The following is an 18,743-nucleotide window of genomic DNA, read 5'->3' on the forward strand; positions in this document are numbered from 1 at the left end:
ACCGACGGTATGGTTCCACCGCTCGTTCTCGATATCGACGGCACGCTCACCGACGCCGCAGGGCGACTCGACCCGCGCGTGTTCGACGTGCTTCCGTCGTGGGACGCACCCGTCGTTCTCGCAACGGGGAAGGCGTTCCCATATCCGGTCTCGCTGTGTCACTACATCGGGCTTCCCGAAACCGTCGTCGCTGAAAACGGTGGCGTCGTCCTCGTGGACGACCACGTCACCTACGCGGGCGACCGCGAGGCCGCACAGGCCGCCGCAGACGAGTTCGTCGCTCGCGGAGGTGACCTCGGATGGGGCGGCGCGGACACCGTCAACCGCTGGCGCGAGACGGAAATCGCGGTCAACCTCGACGCCGACGAAGCTCTCCTCCGCGAAGTTGCGAGCGAGTACGACCTCGAAGTCGTCGATACGGGCTACGCGTATCACCTTAAATCGCCGGGCGTCGAGAAGGCGGTCGGACTCGAACACGTCTGTGAATTTCTCGACTACGACCCCGTAGACTTCGTCGCAATCGGCGACAGCGAGAACGACGCCTCGACGTTCGGCGTGGTCGGGCAGTCCTACGCCGTCGCCAACGCTGACGACGTAGCCAAAGCCGCGGCGGACGAGGTACTGGAAGAATCGTACATGGACGGAACGTTGTCCGTCTTGGAATCGCTGTAACGTAGAAAAACGGGTGTGAATTACGCCGACTGCTCGAAGGGCACGAACCGCCCGTTGATGTCCCACTCGTGGATGCAGTAGGGGTTACCGACACGTTTCTCGCCGTCTTCCGTCGCAATCTTCCACGTCGCCTCCTCGTCGTCCCAGCGCTCAATTCGGCCACAGCGCTCACACTCGCGGCGTGTGGGCCGTCGAAGTTGGGGTCCCATAGTGAAATGGTGACCTGCGTTCGCTAAAAGCCCATCGTCGCCGGCAGGGTTGCGCCGGGGCAATTGAGACACACAACCGGCGGTACTTACCTCGCACCGCCCACACGTTTCACCATGGGATTTCACACGTTCGACGTCGATTCCGCGGAGAAACTCGAAGACCAATCGCGCTATCGCTCCCTCTCGCGCGAAGAACTGCTGTCGTTCATCGACCCAGACCCGACGGCCGTGTTCGCGGACCTCGGAAGCGGCACCGGGTTCTACACCGACGACGTCGCCCCGTACGTCCAGCGCCTCTACGGCGTCGATGTGCAAGACGAGATGCACGACCTCTACCGGGAGAAAGGTGTCCCCGAGAACGTCGAACTCGTCACCGCCGACGTGGCGGACCTTCCGTTCGCCGACGACGAACTCGACGGCGCGTTCTCGACGATGACGTTCCACGAGTTCGCCAGCGACGAGGCACTGGCAGAACTCGCCCGTGTCGTTCGCTCCGGCGGCGAAGTCGCTATCGTGGACTGGTCGGCGACTGGTGAAGGCCAGTCTGGACCGCCGACTGACGAACGCTTTTCGCTCGGTGACGCCGTCACACAGTTCGAGAATGCCGGATTCACCGTCACACGAGCTACCTCTCGACACGAGACGTTCGTTTGCACGGCTCGACGCTAATCGGAACCGGACAAAATTTTTCTCGTCGCCCGATTACTCTGCGTTCGTTGCTCAATATACAATCGAATATTAAGAACATATATCGAGCTAGGATGTATCAGGATAATCTTTACTTACGGGTGTGTGCGACAGAATGTCATGGTAATACATAACTCGACAATCGACCGCTACTCGGCCAGTGAAGGCTACTTCGAGTGCCGAACGTGCGGTACTCGTGTCGTTAGTTCGACTCACGTCGCATCGTGCGAACAGTGCGGCGGTTCGGTACGTAACATCGCGGTCGCCCGCGAGTAGGGCCAACTCGAACCCCAAGCCTCGATTCTCGGCCCCGCCTTCTGCCTGTCGATGATATTGGTCCGAAGTCCTACCCGTCGATGACGGTCGAGTATCTGTCTACGAGCAACACCAACAGCGCGCCGACGACTGCGGCCGCGACGAACACGCCGATGAGTTCCGTCGTCCACGCCTGTCCGGACTCTGCGAGTTTTTCGGAGGCTTTGACCACCGGCGCACGAAGCGCACCGACGATGAGGCTGACCAGGAACGTCAGCGTCTCCCGTCGGTAGTGTTCGAGTGCCCAGCGGACGATGTTGGCGATGGTGAACAGTCCGATGACCGCGCCGAAGATGAACGCGACGACGGTCCCACCGGGTTCGATAACCGCCGAGAGTGGCCCGCCCACGGCGAGCCCGAGCAACGCATCGACGAACTCCTTGAGCGTCGAGGTCATGTACTCGTACTGCCCGAGCAAGAGCAAGAGCAACGACCCCGACACACCGGGCAGAATCATCGCACTGACGGCGATTGCACCCGAGACGACGGTCGTCGTGTAGGACTGGCCGAGTGCCGCACCCGCACTTCCGGAGGCGACGAAGCCGACGGCGAATCCGGCGACAGCGGCGGCGATTTGCCGGGCGTCGTCGAGGTGGACCTGCGCGTAGAGAACCACCGCAGACGCGGCGATGAGACCGAAGAAGAACCCGAAGGTGGGGACGGGTATCTCGTCGATGGCGACGTCGAGGACACGCGTGACGGTGACGACTGCAGTCATGATTCCGGTGCCGAGGACGAGCAAGAACCGCAGGTCGATTTCGCGGAGGGCGGCCACGGCGTCGCGTCGGTTCGCGGGCGAGACGCCCGAGACGATACGCCAGACGCGTTCTGGCGTAATCGAGGTCACCGCGTTGATGAGTCGCTCGTAGATACCCGTCACGAGCGCGATTGTTCCACCGGAGACACCGGGCACGGCGTCCGCCGCGCCCATACAAATGCCTTTGAGGTAGAGGACGAGCCACGGAAGGAGGGCGGCACGCTCCTCAGACTGCGTTGTCATTTCGTTGTCGGTGAGTCTCTGTCGAGGATTATCAGTCCGTCGTTACGCAGGGTGCCACAAGAGTCATCCGGGGACCGCGACCTGTCGCGGAGCAACGCCAGAGACCGACGCCTCCCGCCGTCCGACAGCGGTCGTGTGAGAAAGAATAAAACCACCCGACAGACACAACCAACCAATGAAACTCAGCATCATCGGGAGCGGGTACGTCGGGACGACGCTCGCGGCCTGCCTCGCAGACGTAGGCCACGACGTGGTCAACGTCGATATCGACGAGGACATCGTTGCGACGCTCAACGATGGCGAGGCACCGATTCACGAACCGGGTCTGGACGAGTTGATCGCAGAACACGCGGGCGACCGCCTTCGCGCGACAACCGACTACGATGCCGTCCTCGACACCGACGCGACGTTCCTCGCTCTTCCGACGCCGTCGATGGAAGACGGCAGTAACGACCTCACAGCGATGAAAGCCGCGGCGACGTCCCTCGGTGAGACGCTCACCGCGAAAGACGACGAACACGTCGTCATCACGAAGAGCACTGTCGTGCCATCCACGACTGAAGAGGTCATCGCTCCCAGAATCGCCGACGCTTCCGGAATGACGGTCGGCGATGGCTTCCACGTCGCAATGAACCCCGAATTTCTGCGTGAAGGGACCGCAGTCTCCGACTTCCTCGACCCCGACAAAATCGTCCTCGGCGCGGAGACCGACACTGCATTCGACGTGCTCGATGGAATTTTCGCGCCGCTCGTCGAGCGCGCCAACGACCCCACCGTGGTCAAAACCGGCATCCGCGAAGCCGAGATGATAAAGTACGCCAACAACGCCTTTCTCGCCTCGAAGATCAGCCTCGCCAACGAACTGGCGAACATCTGCAAGGAGTACGACGTGGACTCCGGCGAAGTGCTCGACGCCATCGGTCTCGACTCGCGCATCGAAGCGGCGTTCCTCGGCGCTGGCCTCGGCTGGGGCGGGTCGTGCTTCCCGAAAGACGTTGCAGCACTCGCGGCCGCCGCCCGGGACAAAGGGTACGAACCGAAACTGCTCAACGCCGTTGTCGCCGTCAACGACGGCCAACCCGGCCGCATGCTCGACCTCCTGCGAAAGCGATTCGACCCCGCTGGCAAACGCATCGCCGTTCTCGGTCTGTCGTTCAAACCCGGGACCGACGACATCCGCGAGTCGCGTGCCATCCTCCTCATCGAAGCACTGCTCGATGCCGGTGCGTCGGTCGTCGGCTACGACCCCGTCGCCACCGAGAACATGCGCGAGCAGTTCCCCGATATCGACTACGCGCAATCGGCCGCAGAAGCACTCGAAGGCGCAGACGCCGCGCTCGTCGCCACCGACTGGGACGAGTTCGCCGCGCTCGACGACCAGTTCGACGAGATGCGCCAGAACGTCGTCATCGACGGCCGCAACATCGTAACCCGACGCGACGGACTGGATTACGAATCGCTGGTCTAAGGCGACGTTCTCTGTTCTCTCTTTTCGACCAATCACCGCGGAACGCCGTCGCTCGCCGAGTGAAAAATATGGAAAAATGTTCGTCCCTTATGCGGCGACGGCGAGCGCGCCGGCGTCGATGGACGAAGAGTTCGTCGACGAGGAGTTGGTCTCGGTGACGTTCAGTTCTTGTTCAGTGCGTTCGAGCGTGACCTCGACCGTGCCGTCTTCGGCACCGTTGACGAGACCTTCTTCGACGCTCACGTCCGACGACTGGTAGGTCACGAACGTGTTGTTGTCGGTGACCGTCGTCGGCGTGTTGAACGTGTAGCCGCCGACGGCGCGGACGCTGACGTTCGTGTAGCCGTTGTCCGGACCGTAGTCGTCGTATCCGGTCGTGGAGTACGGCAGCGTCATCGTGAACGCACCGTTCTCGTCGGTCTGGACCTGCTGCGTGTAGGTGAACGTGGTGTTCGACGTCAGGTCGCGCATCTGGACGGAGGCGGTGACGACGGTGTTCGCCGGAGCGCCACTGCCTTGGACCGTCGCACCGGGGACGCGCTCGAACGTCTTGACCCACGACGGATTGTTGCCGAGGAGCACCTGCGGTTGAACGCCGAAGGTGTTGCCGGTTCGGATGAGCGAGTTCTGGTACGACCCAGAGCGAAGTGCCGAGGAGTTCGACGACTTCACGAGGCGGTAGTGGTCGAGTGCTTCGACGCGCTCTTCGGGGAACGCACCGATGCCGCCAATCTGCGACGAGGAGTCGTTGGCGACGTACGCCTCTGCTTCCTCAATCGAGTCGAACGTCTTGATTGGCTGGCCGTCGTCGGGCGTCTCACGGATGCTGCCGCCGTTCGTGAGTTGGCGGACCTGCCAATCGACGACGACTGGTGCGGGTTCGCGTGCGCTCCCGTGGTACTCGTAGAGACGCACCATCAGGCTATCGTAGTACCGCTGGTCCTTGACGTTCGAGACGCCGGTAATCTGTTCTTGGCCCTGTTGGCCGTCGATGCGGTAGACTCGGTTGTAGAAGTCAGACGTACTGACGTTGGACTCGTCGTAGAAGACGGTCGGTGCGCCGAACTTCGAGTCGGTCGAGACCATCTGCCAATCGACCATGACGTAACGGGTGTTCTCACCCTCGCCGTCGTCGTCAACCGTGGAAAGGACTTCCTCGGCTTGCGCTTCGTCGGAGGCTAGGAGGAAGTTCGCAGCCTCAGTTGCACCCTGCTGGAACGGATTGGCGTTCGGAATGCGTTCGCCGAGCACCGTGATCCAGTGGCCGTAGTCCCACCACGACATGACGCCGTAGGTGCCGTCTTCGTAGTCGAAGTCGTCGGTGTACTCGTAGGTGCCGTAGTAGTCGAGGTCGTTGGATGCACCGCCCATCTGGCCTTCAGCGGGCGTGTTATTCTGCATCCACTGGAGCGTGCCGTCCCACTGCGTGACAGAACCGGGACCGGTCTGAGCGGCCTGCCACGCCGTGTTGCTCTGGCCGGCGTTGCCGAGTTGGACCGGGACGATGAGAACCGGGGTCAACACGAGCAGGATTGCGAACGCGACTGCGCCCACTTGCCAGACCGAGACGTCGTCGAACCGGTCGATATCTGCGAGACCGATGATGCCGAGCGAGAGTACCTCACGGAGGAGGTAGGCGTTCAGCACGGCGACGACGACTGCGAGGTAGTAATTGAAACGAACCTGCGTGAAGGCAGAGGAGGTCATGATGGCCGCCCACACGAGGATGAACAGGTGTTCGCTCTCGTAATCGGCCTGCATGACGGCACCAATGATGAGCGCCGACACCAGTGCGAGACCGACCAACGATGAGTCGAGACCAAGCACCGAACCGATTCCCGCCGGGATGGCGGGGATAAGGAAGATGAGACCGATGACCGCGAGGCTACCGGCGACGTAGCCGAGTTTTCGAGCGTCTCCTTCTTTCACGAGTGGCTTGGCGACAAGCCAGATGATGCCGACAGCGGCGGTGAAGAACGTGAAGCCGTACTCGGACATGATACGGTCCACGGCCGACAGTCCTGCGGACTGGAGGATGTTCGCCGCGAGGAACGGTTGTGCCTCACCGATAGTTCGGGTCGCCGCACCGGCGCTGAATCCGACCGTGCGGAGGAAGTTCACCGAGATAGTACGGAATGCGTCCGGGAGGACGACGGCAAAGAGGCCCATCCCGACGATGGCGAGGGCACCAACCGCGACGGGATAGCCGCGGTCGTCGATATCGTTGGACTCCCAGAAGCGGGCGAGGGCGGCGAGGAACACTGCGCCGAGACCGACACCCAGCGAGAAGAGGGGCTGGAGGAAACCGAAGTCGGTCACACCGAAGGTTGGCTCGTTGAAGGGGATGAACATCAGCACGGCCGTGATCCCCATCGACACCGCCGCGACAAATGCGACGTGTTCGGGGGAGCGACCACGGACGTAGTCGGCGGTCATCTTCAGGACGACGAAGAGACCGAAGACGCCGACGAGGAGGATGCCCGGCGGCCACGACCACATGTAGATGGCCATGGCGACACCGGCGAGTGCGGACCACTTTAGCGGTTCGCGGAGGGCGTCGAAGTCACGAACCTGAACGAGTTCCCAGACGGGCTTCTCGCGGTCGGCGACGGTGACCGCAATCATGGTTGCGAGGACGGCGAAGCCCATGAAGAACGGCTCTGCGATGTTGTGGTCGGCGAAGCCGACGAGACCACGCTGGAGGAACGTTCCGGGAAGGAGCATCAAAATGAATGCGCCGAAGAGACCACCGAGACGGCCGCCGAGACGTTTTCCGATGAGATACGTCGGAATCGCAACGAACGCGCCGAACACTGCCGGTGCGACCAGCAGTGTCTTGGCGACGAGGTCTGCCGACGGACTCCCCAGACCAAGGATGAGAGCCACCGTCGCCACGAGTTGGTCGTAAATCGTCCCGAACTGGCCTGCGCTCGTCCCGAACGGGAAGTTCGTCCACGGGTCGAACGGCATCGTCGTCGGCCAGTTCTTTACTGTGTATTCCACCTGGCGGAGGTGATACCAGGCGTCGTTTCCTGCGAAATACACCGATCCGTCTCGAACGAATGCATCGTAGCTGCGGAGTCGAATCCACAACATGAGGACCACAATCGTCGAGAGGACCGGTATGTGATACCAGTCGCGAGCGAGGTCCGCAATCGACTGCGAACGCTCTTGTTGCTCGTCGCTCATTGTGCCCAACAACTGTCAAGCCGTTCATAAGCCTTGTGATAGGCAATTTCGGATGTGTGAGCCGATTTTCGAGTGGATGACAATGCTTATTCGCGCGTCTTCAGTAGCACCGGGCGATGAAAGTCTCCGTCGTGGTCTGTACCTACTCCATGGAACGGTACGAGTCATTTTCTGAGACCGTCGAAAGCGTCCTCGACCAGACCTACGAACCGCTCGAACTCGTCGTCGTCGTGGACGGGAACGAAGCGGTGTTCGCCCGCGTCGAAGACGACTTCGGCGACGTCGAAGACGCCGTCTTGTACTGTAACGACGAGAACCGCGGTATCTCGTACAGCCGAACGAAGGGTGCAGAACTCGCCTCCGGAGACGTCGTGGCGATGATCGACGACGACGCGACTGCGGAGCCGGACTGGATAGAAACACTGGTTCAAACCTACGAGGAGAATCCGGAGGCCGTCGCCGTCGGTGGCAACGTCGTTCCCGACTGGGTCGCCCGTAAGCCCGACTTCTTCCCCGAGGAGTTCTACTGGCTCGTCGGCTGTGACGAACGCGGCTTCGGCAACCACATGGAGGAAGTCCGCAACACCTACGGCTCGAACATCTCGTTCAAGCGGGACGTGTTCCTCGAAGCAGGTGGCTACGACACCAACACGGGCCGCAAAGGCGATAAACACGTCCAAGCCCACGAAGCACCGGTCTGTATTCGCATCTACAACAACACCGGCAAGCGCGTCATCTACAACAAGCGCGCCCGCGTGAACCACAAACTCTTCGAGTATCGGACCGAGTTCCGCTGGCTCGTCTTCCGTTCCTTCTGGCAGGGCTACTCGAAACGCGTGATGGACCTGCTGTACCCCGAGGCGTCTGACGACAAGAACGACTACCTGAAGGACTTGCTGTTGGTGTACGTCGTGGACCGACTCATTAAATTGGTGAAGGACCCGTCGATGGCGAAAGTGCAACAGTTGATTGCCATCTTCGTGTTTACTGCGGCTGTTGGTTTCGGATACGTCTACGGGTTGTTGACGCCGGACTTGGTCGAGAAGACGAACGCCTGACTCTCGACTTCTCGCTGAAATCCATCGGTGTCACGCACCCTCCAAAGCCGGGTGGTGACACTCGTTTTTGCCCTATAGTGAATTATAAGTGCCCGATTCAACAAGTTGCGCTCAATGCCTGAACGAGTGTTGGTTACTGGTGGCGCAGGATTCGTCGGGAGTCACGTCGCCGAATTTTATGCGACGCGTGGTTCTGAAGTTACGATTCTCGATAACCTCAGTCGGGTCGATACGCTAGAGAGCGCGGACGAAACCCGTGCGACAGGGGCGTACAACTGGAAGTACCTCGAAGAGGAGTACCCAGAAATCGAACGTGTCAAAGGAGACATTCGAGATGCAGAACTGGTCGAAGAAATCGTCGAAGGGCACGATGGTGTCGTTCACACTGCAGGTCAGGTTGCAGTCACGTCGTCGCTCACTGACCCACGGACCGACTTCGAAATCAACGCTCAAGGGACGTTCAACGTCCTCGAAGCAGCTCGAAAAGCGGACTCCGACCCAACGGTCGTCTTCGCATCGACGAACAAGGTATACGGCGACAACGTAAATGAGATTCCCATCCGCGACGAGGGTGACAGATACTGGTACGACGAGGACGCTTTCGAAGATGGAATTCCAGAGTCGCTCTCGATAGACGATTGCGAACACACCCCGTACGGCGTTTCGAAACTCGCTGGAGACCTCTACGTACAGGATTACGCCGAGCGCGGAGAAGTCGATGCAGCAGTCTTCCGAATGAGTTGTATCTACGGACCCCGCCAGTTCGGGAACGAAGACCAAGGCTGGGTCGCCCACTTCATTCTCTCTACGCTCCGAGACGAACCGCTGACGATTTTCGGTGACGGCAAACAGGTCCGAGATGTGCTGTACGTGAAGGACCTCGTTCGTGCGTACGATGCGTTCCTGTCCGACCCGGAGGGGAAAACCGGTGTGTACAACATGGGTGGTGGCTCGGAAACAACCACGAGCCTGCTCGAACTACTCGATGTGCTCGAAGAAGAGACTGGTGCTCGGAGTGATATCTCGTTCGATGAGTGGCGAGAGGGCGACCAGAAGGTGTACGTCTCAGATATCTCGCGAGCGAAAGACGAACTTGATTGGAACCCCACGGTTGACCTCAGAACCGGCGTGAAACAGTTCCTCGACTGGTATGATACGTATTCGACAGAGAACTAACTAATCGTCTACGATAACGCGTTCGCAAGCGTCTCCATCCGTCGGGTGTAGTTGTGGTTTTCTCGCACTTGCTGGGAATACTCTGCGAAGGTTTCGAGTGTCTCCTCTGGATTTGAGGTAACCTCGTTTACGAGCTCGATAGTCTCTTTCCGAGAATCGGTTTGGTAGGGGTAATCGAAGCCGAGAACGTCATCGACGTATGGGTGTTGTTCGAGGATGAGCGGTGTTCCAGAAGCAAGCGTTTCGAACACCCGGTTGTTTACCATTCCCCACTGTCTTTGGCCTTCTTTCGTGAGTCCGAACGTGACGAGTCGCGTGTTATACCAGAGATTTAGCTGGGTTGGCGTCACGAAATTTGAGACCCATTCGAAGTCATCGTCGTCTCCGAACGGTCCGAGTACCATGCGTTCTTTCGCGTTTCCTTTGTGGTTTGCACTCCCAGCGTACCCCTTGCCACTTCGCTCAGTTCCGAGTGGTTCGAACGACTGCGTTCCGAGGGGGAAGTACAGCGTCTCGAATCCTCGCTGGCTTGCCTCTTTCAGACATGGCTCCGAAAGACAGAGAATAAGATCTGGTTCGACGCTTACCTGTTCGAGGTAGTAATCGAGAAACTCCTCGGGAGAGTCGTCTTTTGCACCGAACGACCACCACCAAAACAAGTTCAAATCACCGCGGTCGGGCTCAAACGTCGCTTTGTATCCCCCACAGGATATTACTACGTCTCCAAGTTTCGGGTCTCCATGCTCTGCGAGGTATTCTTCGAACCCGCGGCCAAACTGGCGAATTATCATCAGGTCCCCGAGTCCCTGCCCGTGGAACTGGATGTTCGTTTCCGGACTCACGAACTCGAAACAGTTTCGACCCGGAACTTTTTTTCCTCGCCATGCCTCGACGTTCGTTTGAATTCGTTGGCCGGCCTCGACGACATCATCGAGGTTGACACTAGGGATGCGCATTGACGACCTCCGTGCCGAAGTACTCGAGAGTCTTTTTCAACCCAGTCTCCAGATCGATCGTCGGCTCCCAATCCAACAATGATTTCGCCTTCGTAATGTCGGGGCGCCGCCTCGTCGGGTCGTCTTCCGGGAGGGGCTGATAAACCGTTTCGATACTGTTTGGAGATAGCCTTGTGACCGTGTTCGCAAATTCATTTATTGTAGTCTCGTCGGTGTGGCCAATATTGATGACTTCACCGGCTAATTCGTCGTGTTCCGCGAACGTTCGAACTCCTCGCACGAGGTCATCTACGAAGAGGAAACTTCGTGTCTGGTCACCTTCACCGTAGACCGTAAGATCGTCTCCCTGTAACGCTTGGACACAGAATGTGGGTACGACGCGGCCATCGTCACTTCGCATTCTTGGTCCGTACGTGTTGAAAATACGTACCGTCCGCGTATCGACTCCGAACTGCCGCGTGTACATCGTACAGAGGGTTTCACCAAATCGCTTTGCTTCGTCATACGGTGCTCGAGGCCCTCGAATACTCACGTTCCCTCGGTAGGATTCTTCCTGTGGATGTTCTTTCGGGTCCCCGTACACTTCGCTCGTCGAAGCATAGACCACAGTGGCATCCATCTCCCGCGCCAGTTCCAAGACGTGCTTCGTTCCTATCGTATTGGTTTGGGAAATTTCGAGAGCGTGGTCTTTGAAGTCTGCAGGTGACGCCCTCGAAGCAAAATGATAGATATAATCGAAGTTAGTGTCGAGTTCGTTTAGCTGCTGACCGAGTGGTTCTCTCACGTCACCCTCAACGAACGTGTACGCATCATCGTCTTCGAACCGGTTGACGTTCCCCCGTTGGCCGCTACCAAGGTTATCGAAACAGACTACCGCTACACCGTCGCTGAGGAGTGAGTCACAGATATGCGTCCCGATGAACCCCGCGCCACCAGTTACTAATGCCTTAGTCATCGTCAGGCTCGTTAGTGAGTTCGGCCGATAGTTCCGAAGTTCCAGACTCGTTGTCGAATGTCACAACCTTCCATTTCGAGTCGCTCACGCGGCCTACCGAACGAGCTATCGATCTTCGCTTTGCTCGAATACGTAACCTCGCACCTCGCCCGGTAGCTGGGGGAATGGCCTTCATGTGGATTGGTTATCGGATAACCTGTATAAAACGCTTTTCTCTCTGATGTTATATAACCTATTTTACTAATATCCGCCACCACACCGAGTCTCAAGCGACGAGAACCGGACGTGAGACTATTCGGCTTCCAATCTTCGCTCTGCTTCGTCACGGTCCTCTGGGTAACCGATGTCGAGACGCCAGCCGTCGATGCGAATCGCGTCGATAGTCCGCCCAGAACGAATGAGCAGGTCGATCGCCTCGCTAATTTCGTACTCGTTGCGGTTCGAGGGCTGGACGAGCTGACACGCGTGGAAAATCGCGGGCGTGAACGTGTAGAAGCCAGTCATGACGAGGTTCGACGGCGGTTCCTCTGGCTTTTCGACCACTTCTGTAATCTCGCCGTAGTCGTTCGTCACACACACTCCGTAGCGGGAGGCTTCGTCCCATTCGACTTCTTCCACGAGGAACGCCGCATCGGCGCGGTCTTCGCGCTGGCGCTTAACCACGTCGCCGAGATTCGCGTTGAAGATGTTGTCGCCCAGCATGAGCATGAAGTCTTCGTCGATGTGATCCTCGACGGTGAGGAGCGCGTGGGCGAGTCCCTTCTGCTCGCGTTGGTGCTCGTAGGTGATGGGGACGCCGCGATATTCGTCGTCGTAGTGGCTGATGATGACCTCCTTCTTGTAGCCGACGACGACGACAAGTTTGTCGGCGCCGAGTTCGACCAGTTGGTCGAAACAGTGGGTGAGAATTGGTTTCCCGTCAACTTCGACCATGCCTTTCGGTTTGTCTTCGGTTAGGGGTCGGAGTCGAGTCCCTTTCCCGGCGGCGAGGACGACTGCTTGCATAATTCATTTCGAGCAACTCAGTTATATATAACTTTGTGTCACCTTTTCTCGATTTGATAGCCAGCCGAAAATCAGGAATATAATTCGATGTACTCTGCTGCGATTGTATCCCAATCGTGTTTTTCTCGTGCTGCAACTAAATTAGCGTCACCGACTCGTGAGAGCTGCTCTTCGTCCATCTGATCAATCTGTTCAAGTCCACGAATAAGGTCATCGTACAGGACATTCCCACCTGGGTCAACAGAGGGGATAGACCCCATTCGAGGGGCTACAAAGGTCCGACCAAAAGTCATTGCCAGTAAAACCGACCCTGAATTGAATATGTGTTCGTAGGGGAGAACCACGGCATCGGCAGCCGCAAAAAATACCGGAACAGTATCGTCTGGGATGTACTCAAGTGTAGTTTGGATGTTCTCACTGCCACGTGAGAACTCCTCGATTCGTGCCGTGAGGTCACTGTTCATCGGGTTCCCAGCAATTACCAACGTGGCCTTTGATTCTATGGCTTGAAACGACTGGATGAGCGCTGTGACTTGTTTATACGGGCGGATAACTCCGAAATAGAGGTACACACGTTCTGTGTGATGCAGTCCGAGAGCTTCTTTCGCAGCCTCTTTCGTCGGAGTGTTTGTTCCCTCGTACCTCGGGAGGTAGTTCCCGTGCGGAATTTCTGATACCTCATTCGGTTCGGTTCCAACGTACGTCAAAAACTCTGAATGGGTCAGAGGGTCCCAAACTTGAACTTTATCTACAAGCGATACCAGCTTCTGACTCACTCGTAAATCAAGAGCTTTGTAGCGCCTCTCATGGTTGCATTTATTGTGAACAGTCCAGACTGTTCGGTCACAAACGAGTGTCGAAATCCACACCTGAAAGAGGAACCACAAAGCGGCAAGCGCACAAATTTGCCGTGAAAGCGGCAACCGGTACGCCCATTCCTCACTTCCGAAAAGGAAGTATGGGTGTGTCCAGTGAAGATGCAGAACGTCGATATCATCGAGGATGAGCTGGTGCGCAAACAGCGAAAATGGGCGGCAACCCGTCTCTCTTAACACATCCACACCCGCCCGCTCAAGCGATTCTTCGAGGAGCTCTTGAAACTGGTTCCCTTCGAAGAACGGGGCGTGGAGAACTTTCATTATTTGAGATGAACCAGTTGGGTTCCAATAAAGGTGGTTTATGTCGAATCGTATAAAACCGGACCAACCGATTGTTATAACTGGCGTCTATAATGACTACTATCAAAAGATGTACTCTCTGGACCAGATTAGGAATGGTTTATCGACGCCAGCACTTATCTTACGCGAGTTAAACCGGCTCTATTACACGCGATTTGATAAGTTCTCGTACAATCCCGATGGAGTCGATATCATGTCTGAGGACTGGGACGTGCTGCAAATTCTCGATGCCTGCCGGTATGATATGTTTGCCAAGCAATCTCCTCTCACGGGGGAACTCCACTCTCGAACGTCACGTGGCTCCAACACGATGGAATTCCTCCATGCAAACTTCGAGGGCCGAAAAATGCACGACACAGTTTACGTCACGGCAAACCCACAATTCCGACGCCACGAAGACCAAATTGATGCAGAATTCCACGCAGTCATCGATGTCTGGTTGGACGATGGCTGGAACGAAACGTACAACACGGTCATGCCGGAAACGACGGCGAGGTATGCACTTGAAGCTGCCGAGAAATACCCCGAAAAGCGGATTCTGGTTCACTATCTGCAACCGCACTACCCCTTTATTGATTCCGAATCTACGTTCGATAAAAAACACCTCCACGACGAGAGTGACGATACCATCGACTTTTGGCACGAGATCATGTTCGGGCGCCTCGACGTCCGGGCTGACGAAGTGTGGCCACTTTATAGGAAAACCCTCGACCAGGCGTTCCCGCACGTTCAGTCTGTATTAGACAGAATCGAAGGACGTCACGTCGTGACAGCTGACCACGGCAATATGGTCGGAGAGCGTGCACGACCGATTCCGATTCGAGAGTGGGGTCACCCGGAGGGAATTCACACTGAAGAGCTAGTCAAAGTACCATGGCTGGTATACAACAATGAAGATCGCCGAAGTATCAGCATAGATCCACCAAGAGAAAAATCGACGAAAGCGAACAGCGATGTGGTAGCTTCACGACTTCGTCACCTCGGATACACCGAATAAGTGGTTGACGGCTAACCACACGACATGATCTTCGCTAAAGACGCAAATTTGAGCTCAAACAAACACTATGACCGAATTTAAAAAGACAGCTCTGAAGTTAGTAGAGAAAGCAGGTCTCGGGACCGAAGCCTTAAGAATATATGACACGTTGTTCGACTACACTGGAGTCGTCGATCCTTCGGTTAGATCTTTTGAGGACCATGCAGAAAAAAAGGGGACCGTTGTATTTCCACTGATTCCTGGCTACCGAACGATGTGCTTGCGGTACTGCATCTTAGCTGATGCGTTTCGGCGTCGTGGATACAACCCAGTATTAATCGTTGACGATGTGACAGAAGCTCCAGTAGAACGTTCTGTTGACGACGATGTCGCAATCTCGATCCAAACGTCGTATTTCGAGCAAGCGATTCCAAAAAAATTTGGACTGGAAACAACCAAACTCTCTGAGCTCCTGTCGTCGGAACTTGTCAATTTGTCGGATGAAAGCCCAATAATCGACAGGTACGATATCCGCCGGTTCGCCCTTGGCTCTACTCGTCGGCGACTGAAGAGATACACAATCGACCTAGACGACACCAATGTCGTCAATGAGTACAACCGATTCCTGTCCTTGGGTGTGCTCCTCGCAAAAGCGTTTGAACATCTTATTGAGAACCACACTGTGGAACTCGTCGTCGTTCACGAGGATTATTACATCCAAGGAGGGGTTCCGATGGCGGTTGCGAGAGAACACGATATCAAAGCGTACAGTCAAGGATTCGGCTTCCGAGAGGGAACACTGATTTTCGGCGGGCAATCGGAGCGCTCGACACTCCCTCACTTTACGAGTTCTGAGGTGGTAAATCAAGCCTTACAAAACCCGTTAACGCCTGACGAAAAAGCAGCAATTGACGACGTTGTATTTGGTCGGGAATCGGGTGATGGCATGCCTGTTGCCTACTCAGCAAACACTGGTCGAACAGTAACCGCTGACGATCGGCACTCCGTCGGCATGTTCACGAATCTGTTGTGGGACGCATCGTTAGAACCTGAAAACGCATTGTACGCGGACGTTTTTGACTGGATTGCAGATACCATCGACGAGTTCGAAGGAAGGACCGATGCCGAGCTCATAATCAAGACGCACCCTGCAGAAGCAAAGTACGGGACCGAGGAGAGTGTGACAGAACGAGTCACGAATGAGCTAGGACCACTACCAAAAAACGTCCACTTGCTTCCTCCAGATACAGACGTTGACACCTACGCATTGATGTCCGGACTCGATGCAGTCGTCGTTTACAACTCTACAGTCGGCCTTGAATCCGCCTACCGTGACTTACCAGTCATCGTGGCCGGGGAGACTCATTACCGCGGCTTTGGATTTACGATTGACCCAAAAACGAAGTCTGAGTATCTAGAGATGGTTGCAGAGGAAGAAAACATCGAGAAACCACCGGAATCAGCAGCGTTGGCACAGCGTTACGCCAACTTACTATTCCGTAAGCGCCACACTGATTTCCCATTCTTTACTAGAGACGTAACGAAGAAACAGCGTTTCAAAAAAGTGACCTCGGACGACACCTCTCCAGGCTCAGAGCCGCTGGAATCGCTACTTTCATCGCTCCTTGCCGGTGAAGAGGTCGTACACGATTAAAACAGGGCTCCTGAGACCGGTTTTCAGGTCGCTATAGTCTAGTCGAAACACCTTCGATTACTCGACCGACCGCTGAGGATGACAGATTAGGAGACATTGGCAATGATAGGACCACGTCGCTCAGACTCTCTGTCGTAGCCAATCTGCCGTCCGAAGGTGCAATGGACGAGAAGGTGTTTGTTCGATGAACTGGTGGGTCCCAGTAGATTTTGCATGCAATGTTTCGTTCGGTTAGTTCAGAGATTACGCTCTTCCGTGCGTCTTTGTCGTTGAACTGAATCGTAAACAGCTGATACACGTGCGTGTCGGAACTCCGTCCGGTGTGTGGCGTAATGCCGCCGATGGAATCAAACGCCTCGATATACTGTTCTGCGGTTTCTCTTCGACCGTCTATCAGCGTATCAACCTTTTCCAGTTGTGCACATCCAAGTGCTGCCACCATATCTGACATTCGATAGTTCGACCCGACGCGTTCGTACTGCCCGCTATCGACGGAGTCGAAGTAGTTCGACGAGGTCCGACCGTGACTTCGGAATGCTGCGACCGAGCCAGCGAGTTCGTCGTCATCGGTGATGACTGCACCTCCTTCACCAGTCGGCAGAATCTTGTTTTGACAGAAGCTCAGTGCGCTGATATCACCAATCGTCCCGACTAACTCTCCGTCGGCCCTTGCGCCAAACGCCTCTGCGGCGTCTTCGATTAGGTACAGGTCGTGTTCGTCCGCAATCTCTGCTAATTCGTGAATCCGACAGGGTGCACCGTAGACGTGAACTGGGATAATCGCCGCCGTTGCATCCGTAATCGACTCCCGGACTGAGTCGGGGTCGAGACCGTAGGTCTCTGGCTCAATATCGACAAATACTGGCGTTGCACCGACTAACCGAACGACGTTTGCTGTAGCGATGAACGTGAACGAGGGAACGAGGACCTCGTCACCCTCGCCGATATCACACGCCCGGAGTGCGCATTCGAGTGCTGTCGTTCCAGAGTTCACTGTTAATGCGTGTTTGATACCGAAGTACGCTTCGAGGCCGTCTTCGAACGAATCGACATACGGACCTTTCGCCCAATAACTACCGCGGGAGACCGACGAAACGACGTTGGAGATGTCTGATTCGTCCCACGGAATCTCGAATAAAGGGATACTGTCGCTCATTGGCTCTCGTCGTTCTCGACGACGCCCGCAGATTCGATCATATCTATGATTTCTGAGTGGGAGAGTCGCCGTCCGCTCTCGGAGGTGTACTCTCGTTCGAGAGTGTGTTCGTTGCCCTTAGTGATGTCGTACGACGGCATGTCGATGTCGGGGTGAATGACGAACACGTCTTCCAATTCGTCGGTGTTTGATAACTCGTCTTCGGAAATGAGTTTCTCGTGCCAACGTTCGCCTGGACGTGGACCGATGATTTCGATGTCAACCTCTTGCTCGTCGTATCCAAACTCGGATGCGTACTGCGCAATCATCGCTTCTGCGAGTGTGCCGACGTCGAACGTGGGCATCTTGAGAACGAACACTTCACCCCCTTGCATCCGCTCGTAACTACTGAGAACCAAGTCAACGGCGTCGCCAATCGGCATGACGAACCGCGTCATCTCTGGGGAGGTGACCGTGACCGGGCCACCGTCTTTGATTTGCTCATAAAACACAGGGACGACGGACCCGCTCGAACCGAGGACGTTGCCGAAGCGGACACATCCGAACGTGGTCTCTCTGTCGCCTTTATACGCGTTTGCGGCGATAACGAGGCGTTCGGAGAGCAGTTTTGTCGCACCCATCACTGAGGCGGGGTTCGACGCTTTGTCCGTGCTGACGGCGACGAACGACTCGACTTCCTCTTCGAGTGCTGCCCGAATCAGATTCTGTGTCCCGACGACGTTCGTCTGGACCGTCTCAAAGGGGTTGTACTCGTTGAGTTCGACGTGCTTGAGTGCGGCGGCGTGGAAGACAACGTCGATACCCTCGAGCGCGAGGCGGAGGCGGTCACGGTCACGAACGTCTCCGAGGAGGCAGCGAAGACGCTCGTCACCGATTTGGTGTTGGAGTCTGAACAGGCTCTTTTCGTCGTTATCGAAGACGCGGACGGTTTTAGCGCCCTTGTCGAGTGACCGAGAGACGATTTTTGACCCGATAGAACCGCATCCACCCGTCACGAGGACCGTTTTTCCCGAGAGCTCAGTCATATCGGCGTCTCTCACGGCATCGATACTAATCTTTTTCATCGCAGAAACCACGAGGGGGCAGAAA

General features: G+C 56.5%; 17 protein-coding genes. 8 read left to right on the top strand and 9 right to left on the bottom strand.

Annotated features, from left to right (window positions below):
* Positions 1 to 9 precede the first annotated feature (9 nt).
* Positions 10 to 672, top strand: coding sequence for an HAD-IIB family hydrolase (locus tag ACFQJC_RS08535; RefSeq protein ID WP_390222900.1), 663 nt, complete (start codon positions 10 to 12; stop codon positions 670 to 672).
* A gap of 20 nt (positions 673 to 692) precedes the next feature.
* On the opposite strand, the gene ACFQJC_RS08540 is transcribed toward ACFQJC_RS08535, so the two are convergent.
* Positions 693 to 881, bottom strand: a complete 189-nt coding sequence (locus ACFQJC_RS08540) for an HEWD family protein (RefSeq protein WP_390222901.1) — start codon at positions 879 to 881, stop codon at positions 693 to 695.
* Positions 882 to 995: 114 nt separating this feature from the next.
* Between ACFQJC_RS08540 and ACFQJC_RS08545 the strand changes: the two genes are divergently transcribed.
* Together ACFQJC_RS08545 and ACFQJC_RS08550 are read left to right on the top strand one after the other, a co-directional pair.
* The gene (locus ACFQJC_RS08545; RefSeq protein ID WP_390222902.1) at positions 996 to 1,550 is read left to right on the top strand and encodes a class I SAM-dependent methyltransferase; all 555 of its coding nucleotides are present in this window, start codon (positions 996 to 998) and stop codon (positions 1,548 to 1,550) included.
* Between the two features lie 138 nt (positions 1,551 to 1,688).
* Positions 1,689 to 1,844, top strand: coding sequence for a rubrerythrin-like domain-containing protein (locus tag ACFQJC_RS08550; protein ID WP_390222903.1), 156 nt, complete (start codon positions 1,689 to 1,691; stop codon positions 1,842 to 1,844).
* 70 nt (positions 1,845 to 1,914) lie between these two features.
* Here ACFQJC_RS08550 and ACFQJC_RS08555 read toward each other — a convergent pair whose 3' ends face one another.
* Positions 1,915 to 2,883 carry a DUF368 domain-containing protein gene (locus ACFQJC_RS08555; RefSeq protein WP_390222904.1) on the bottom strand — a complete coding sequence of 323 codons (969 nt, stop codon included), beginning with the start codon at positions 2,881 to 2,883 and terminating at the stop codon, positions 1,915 to 1,917.
* Between the two features lie 175 nt (positions 2,884 to 3,058).
* On the opposite strand from ACFQJC_RS08555, the gene aglM reads away from it, so the two are divergent.
* Complete coding sequence (gene aglM / locus ACFQJC_RS08560; RefSeq protein WP_390222905.1) at positions 3,059 to 4,351, top strand: UDP-glucose 6-dehydrogenase AglM; 1,293 nt, start codon at positions 3,059 to 3,061, stop codon at positions 4,349 to 4,351.
* 87 nt (positions 4,352 to 4,438) lie between these two features.
* On the opposite strand, the gene ACFQJC_RS08565 is transcribed toward aglM, so the two are convergent.
* Entirely contained in the window at positions 4,439 to 7,540 is a 3,102-nt protein-coding gene (locus tag ACFQJC_RS08565; RefSeq protein WP_390222906.1) for an oligosaccharyl transferase, archaeosortase A system-associated, read from the bottom strand.
* 116 nt (positions 7,541 to 7,656) lie between these two features.
* Between ACFQJC_RS08565 and aglG the strand changes: the two genes are divergently transcribed.
* On the top strand, positions 7,657 to 8,598 hold the full coding sequence (gene aglG / locus ACFQJC_RS08570; RefSeq protein WP_390222907.1) for a glucosyl-dolichyl phosphate glucuronosyltransferase: 942 nt from the start codon (positions 7,657 to 7,659) through the stop codon (positions 8,596 to 8,598).
* Between the two features lie 114 nt (positions 8,599 to 8,712).
* Entirely contained in the window at positions 8,713 to 9,774 is a 1,062-nt protein-coding gene (locus ACFQJC_RS08575) for an NAD-dependent epimerase/dehydratase family protein (protein WP_390222908.1), read from the top strand.
* 8 nt (positions 9,775 to 9,782) lie between these two features.
* Here the strand turns inward: ACFQJC_RS08575 and ACFQJC_RS08580 are convergent, their stop codons facing one another.
* The 4 genes from ACFQJC_RS08580 to ACFQJC_RS08595 form a co-directional block, all read right to left on the bottom strand.
* Positions 9,783 to 10,565: a glycosyltransferase family protein gene (locus ACFQJC_RS08580; RefSeq protein ID WP_390222909.1), complete on the bottom strand. Its 783-nt coding sequence runs from the start codon at positions 10,563 to 10,565 to the stop codon at positions 9,783 to 9,785.
* A 151-nt stretch (positions 10,566 to 10,716) separates the two neighbouring features.
* Positions 10,717 to 11,685 carry an NAD-dependent epimerase/dehydratase family protein gene (locus ACFQJC_RS08585; protein WP_390222910.1) on the bottom strand — a complete coding sequence of 323 codons (969 nt, stop codon included), beginning with the start codon at positions 11,683 to 11,685 and terminating at the stop codon, positions 10,717 to 10,719.
* A gap of 291 nt (positions 11,686 to 11,976) precedes the next feature.
* Complete coding sequence (aglF, locus tag ACFQJC_RS08590) at positions 11,977 to 12,690, bottom strand: UTP--glucose-1-phosphate uridylyltransferase AglF (RefSeq protein ID WP_390222911.1); 714 nt, start codon at positions 12,688 to 12,690, stop codon at positions 11,977 to 11,979.
* A 71-nt stretch (positions 12,691 to 12,761) separates the two neighbouring features.
* The gene (locus ACFQJC_RS08595) at positions 12,762 to 13,829 is read right to left on the bottom strand and encodes a glycosyltransferase family 4 protein (protein ID WP_390222912.1); all 1,068 of its coding nucleotides are present in this window, start codon (positions 13,827 to 13,829) and stop codon (positions 12,762 to 12,764) included.
* A gap of 232 nt (positions 13,830 to 14,061) precedes the next feature.
* Between ACFQJC_RS08595 and ACFQJC_RS08600 the strand changes: the two genes are divergently transcribed.
* Positions 14,062 to 14,865: an alkaline phosphatase family protein gene (locus ACFQJC_RS08600; protein ID WP_390222913.1), complete on the top strand. Its 804-nt coding sequence runs from the start codon at positions 14,062 to 14,064 to the stop codon at positions 14,863 to 14,865.
* A 67-nt stretch (positions 14,866 to 14,932) separates the two neighbouring features.
* Positions 14,933 to 16,498: a capsular polysaccharide export protein, LipB/KpsS family gene (locus tag ACFQJC_RS08605; protein ID WP_390222914.1), complete on the top strand. Its 1,566-nt coding sequence runs from the start codon at positions 14,933 to 14,935 to the stop codon at positions 16,496 to 16,498.
* A 31-nt stretch (positions 16,499 to 16,529) separates the two neighbouring features.
* On the opposite strand, the gene ACFQJC_RS08610 is transcribed toward ACFQJC_RS08605, so the two are convergent.
* On the bottom strand, positions 16,530 to 17,654 hold the full coding sequence (locus ACFQJC_RS08610; protein WP_390222915.1) for a DegT/DnrJ/EryC1/StrS family aminotransferase: 1,125 nt from the start codon (positions 17,652 to 17,654) through the stop codon (positions 16,530 to 16,532).
* On the bottom strand, positions 17,651 to 18,679 hold the full coding sequence (locus ACFQJC_RS08615) for an SDR family NAD(P)-dependent oxidoreductase (protein WP_390222916.1): 1,029 nt from the start codon (positions 18,677 to 18,679) through the stop codon (positions 17,651 to 17,653). The genes ACFQJC_RS08610 and ACFQJC_RS08615 overlap by 4 nt, the downstream gene beginning before the upstream one ends.
* Between the last annotated feature and the right edge of the window lie 64 nt (positions 18,680 to 18,743).

Origin of the sequence: Haloferax namakaokahaiae (assembly GCF_042663225.1) — an archaeon.
GTDB lineage: Archaea > Halobacteriota > Halobacteria > Halobacteriales > Haloferacaceae > Haloferax > Haloferax namakaokahaiae.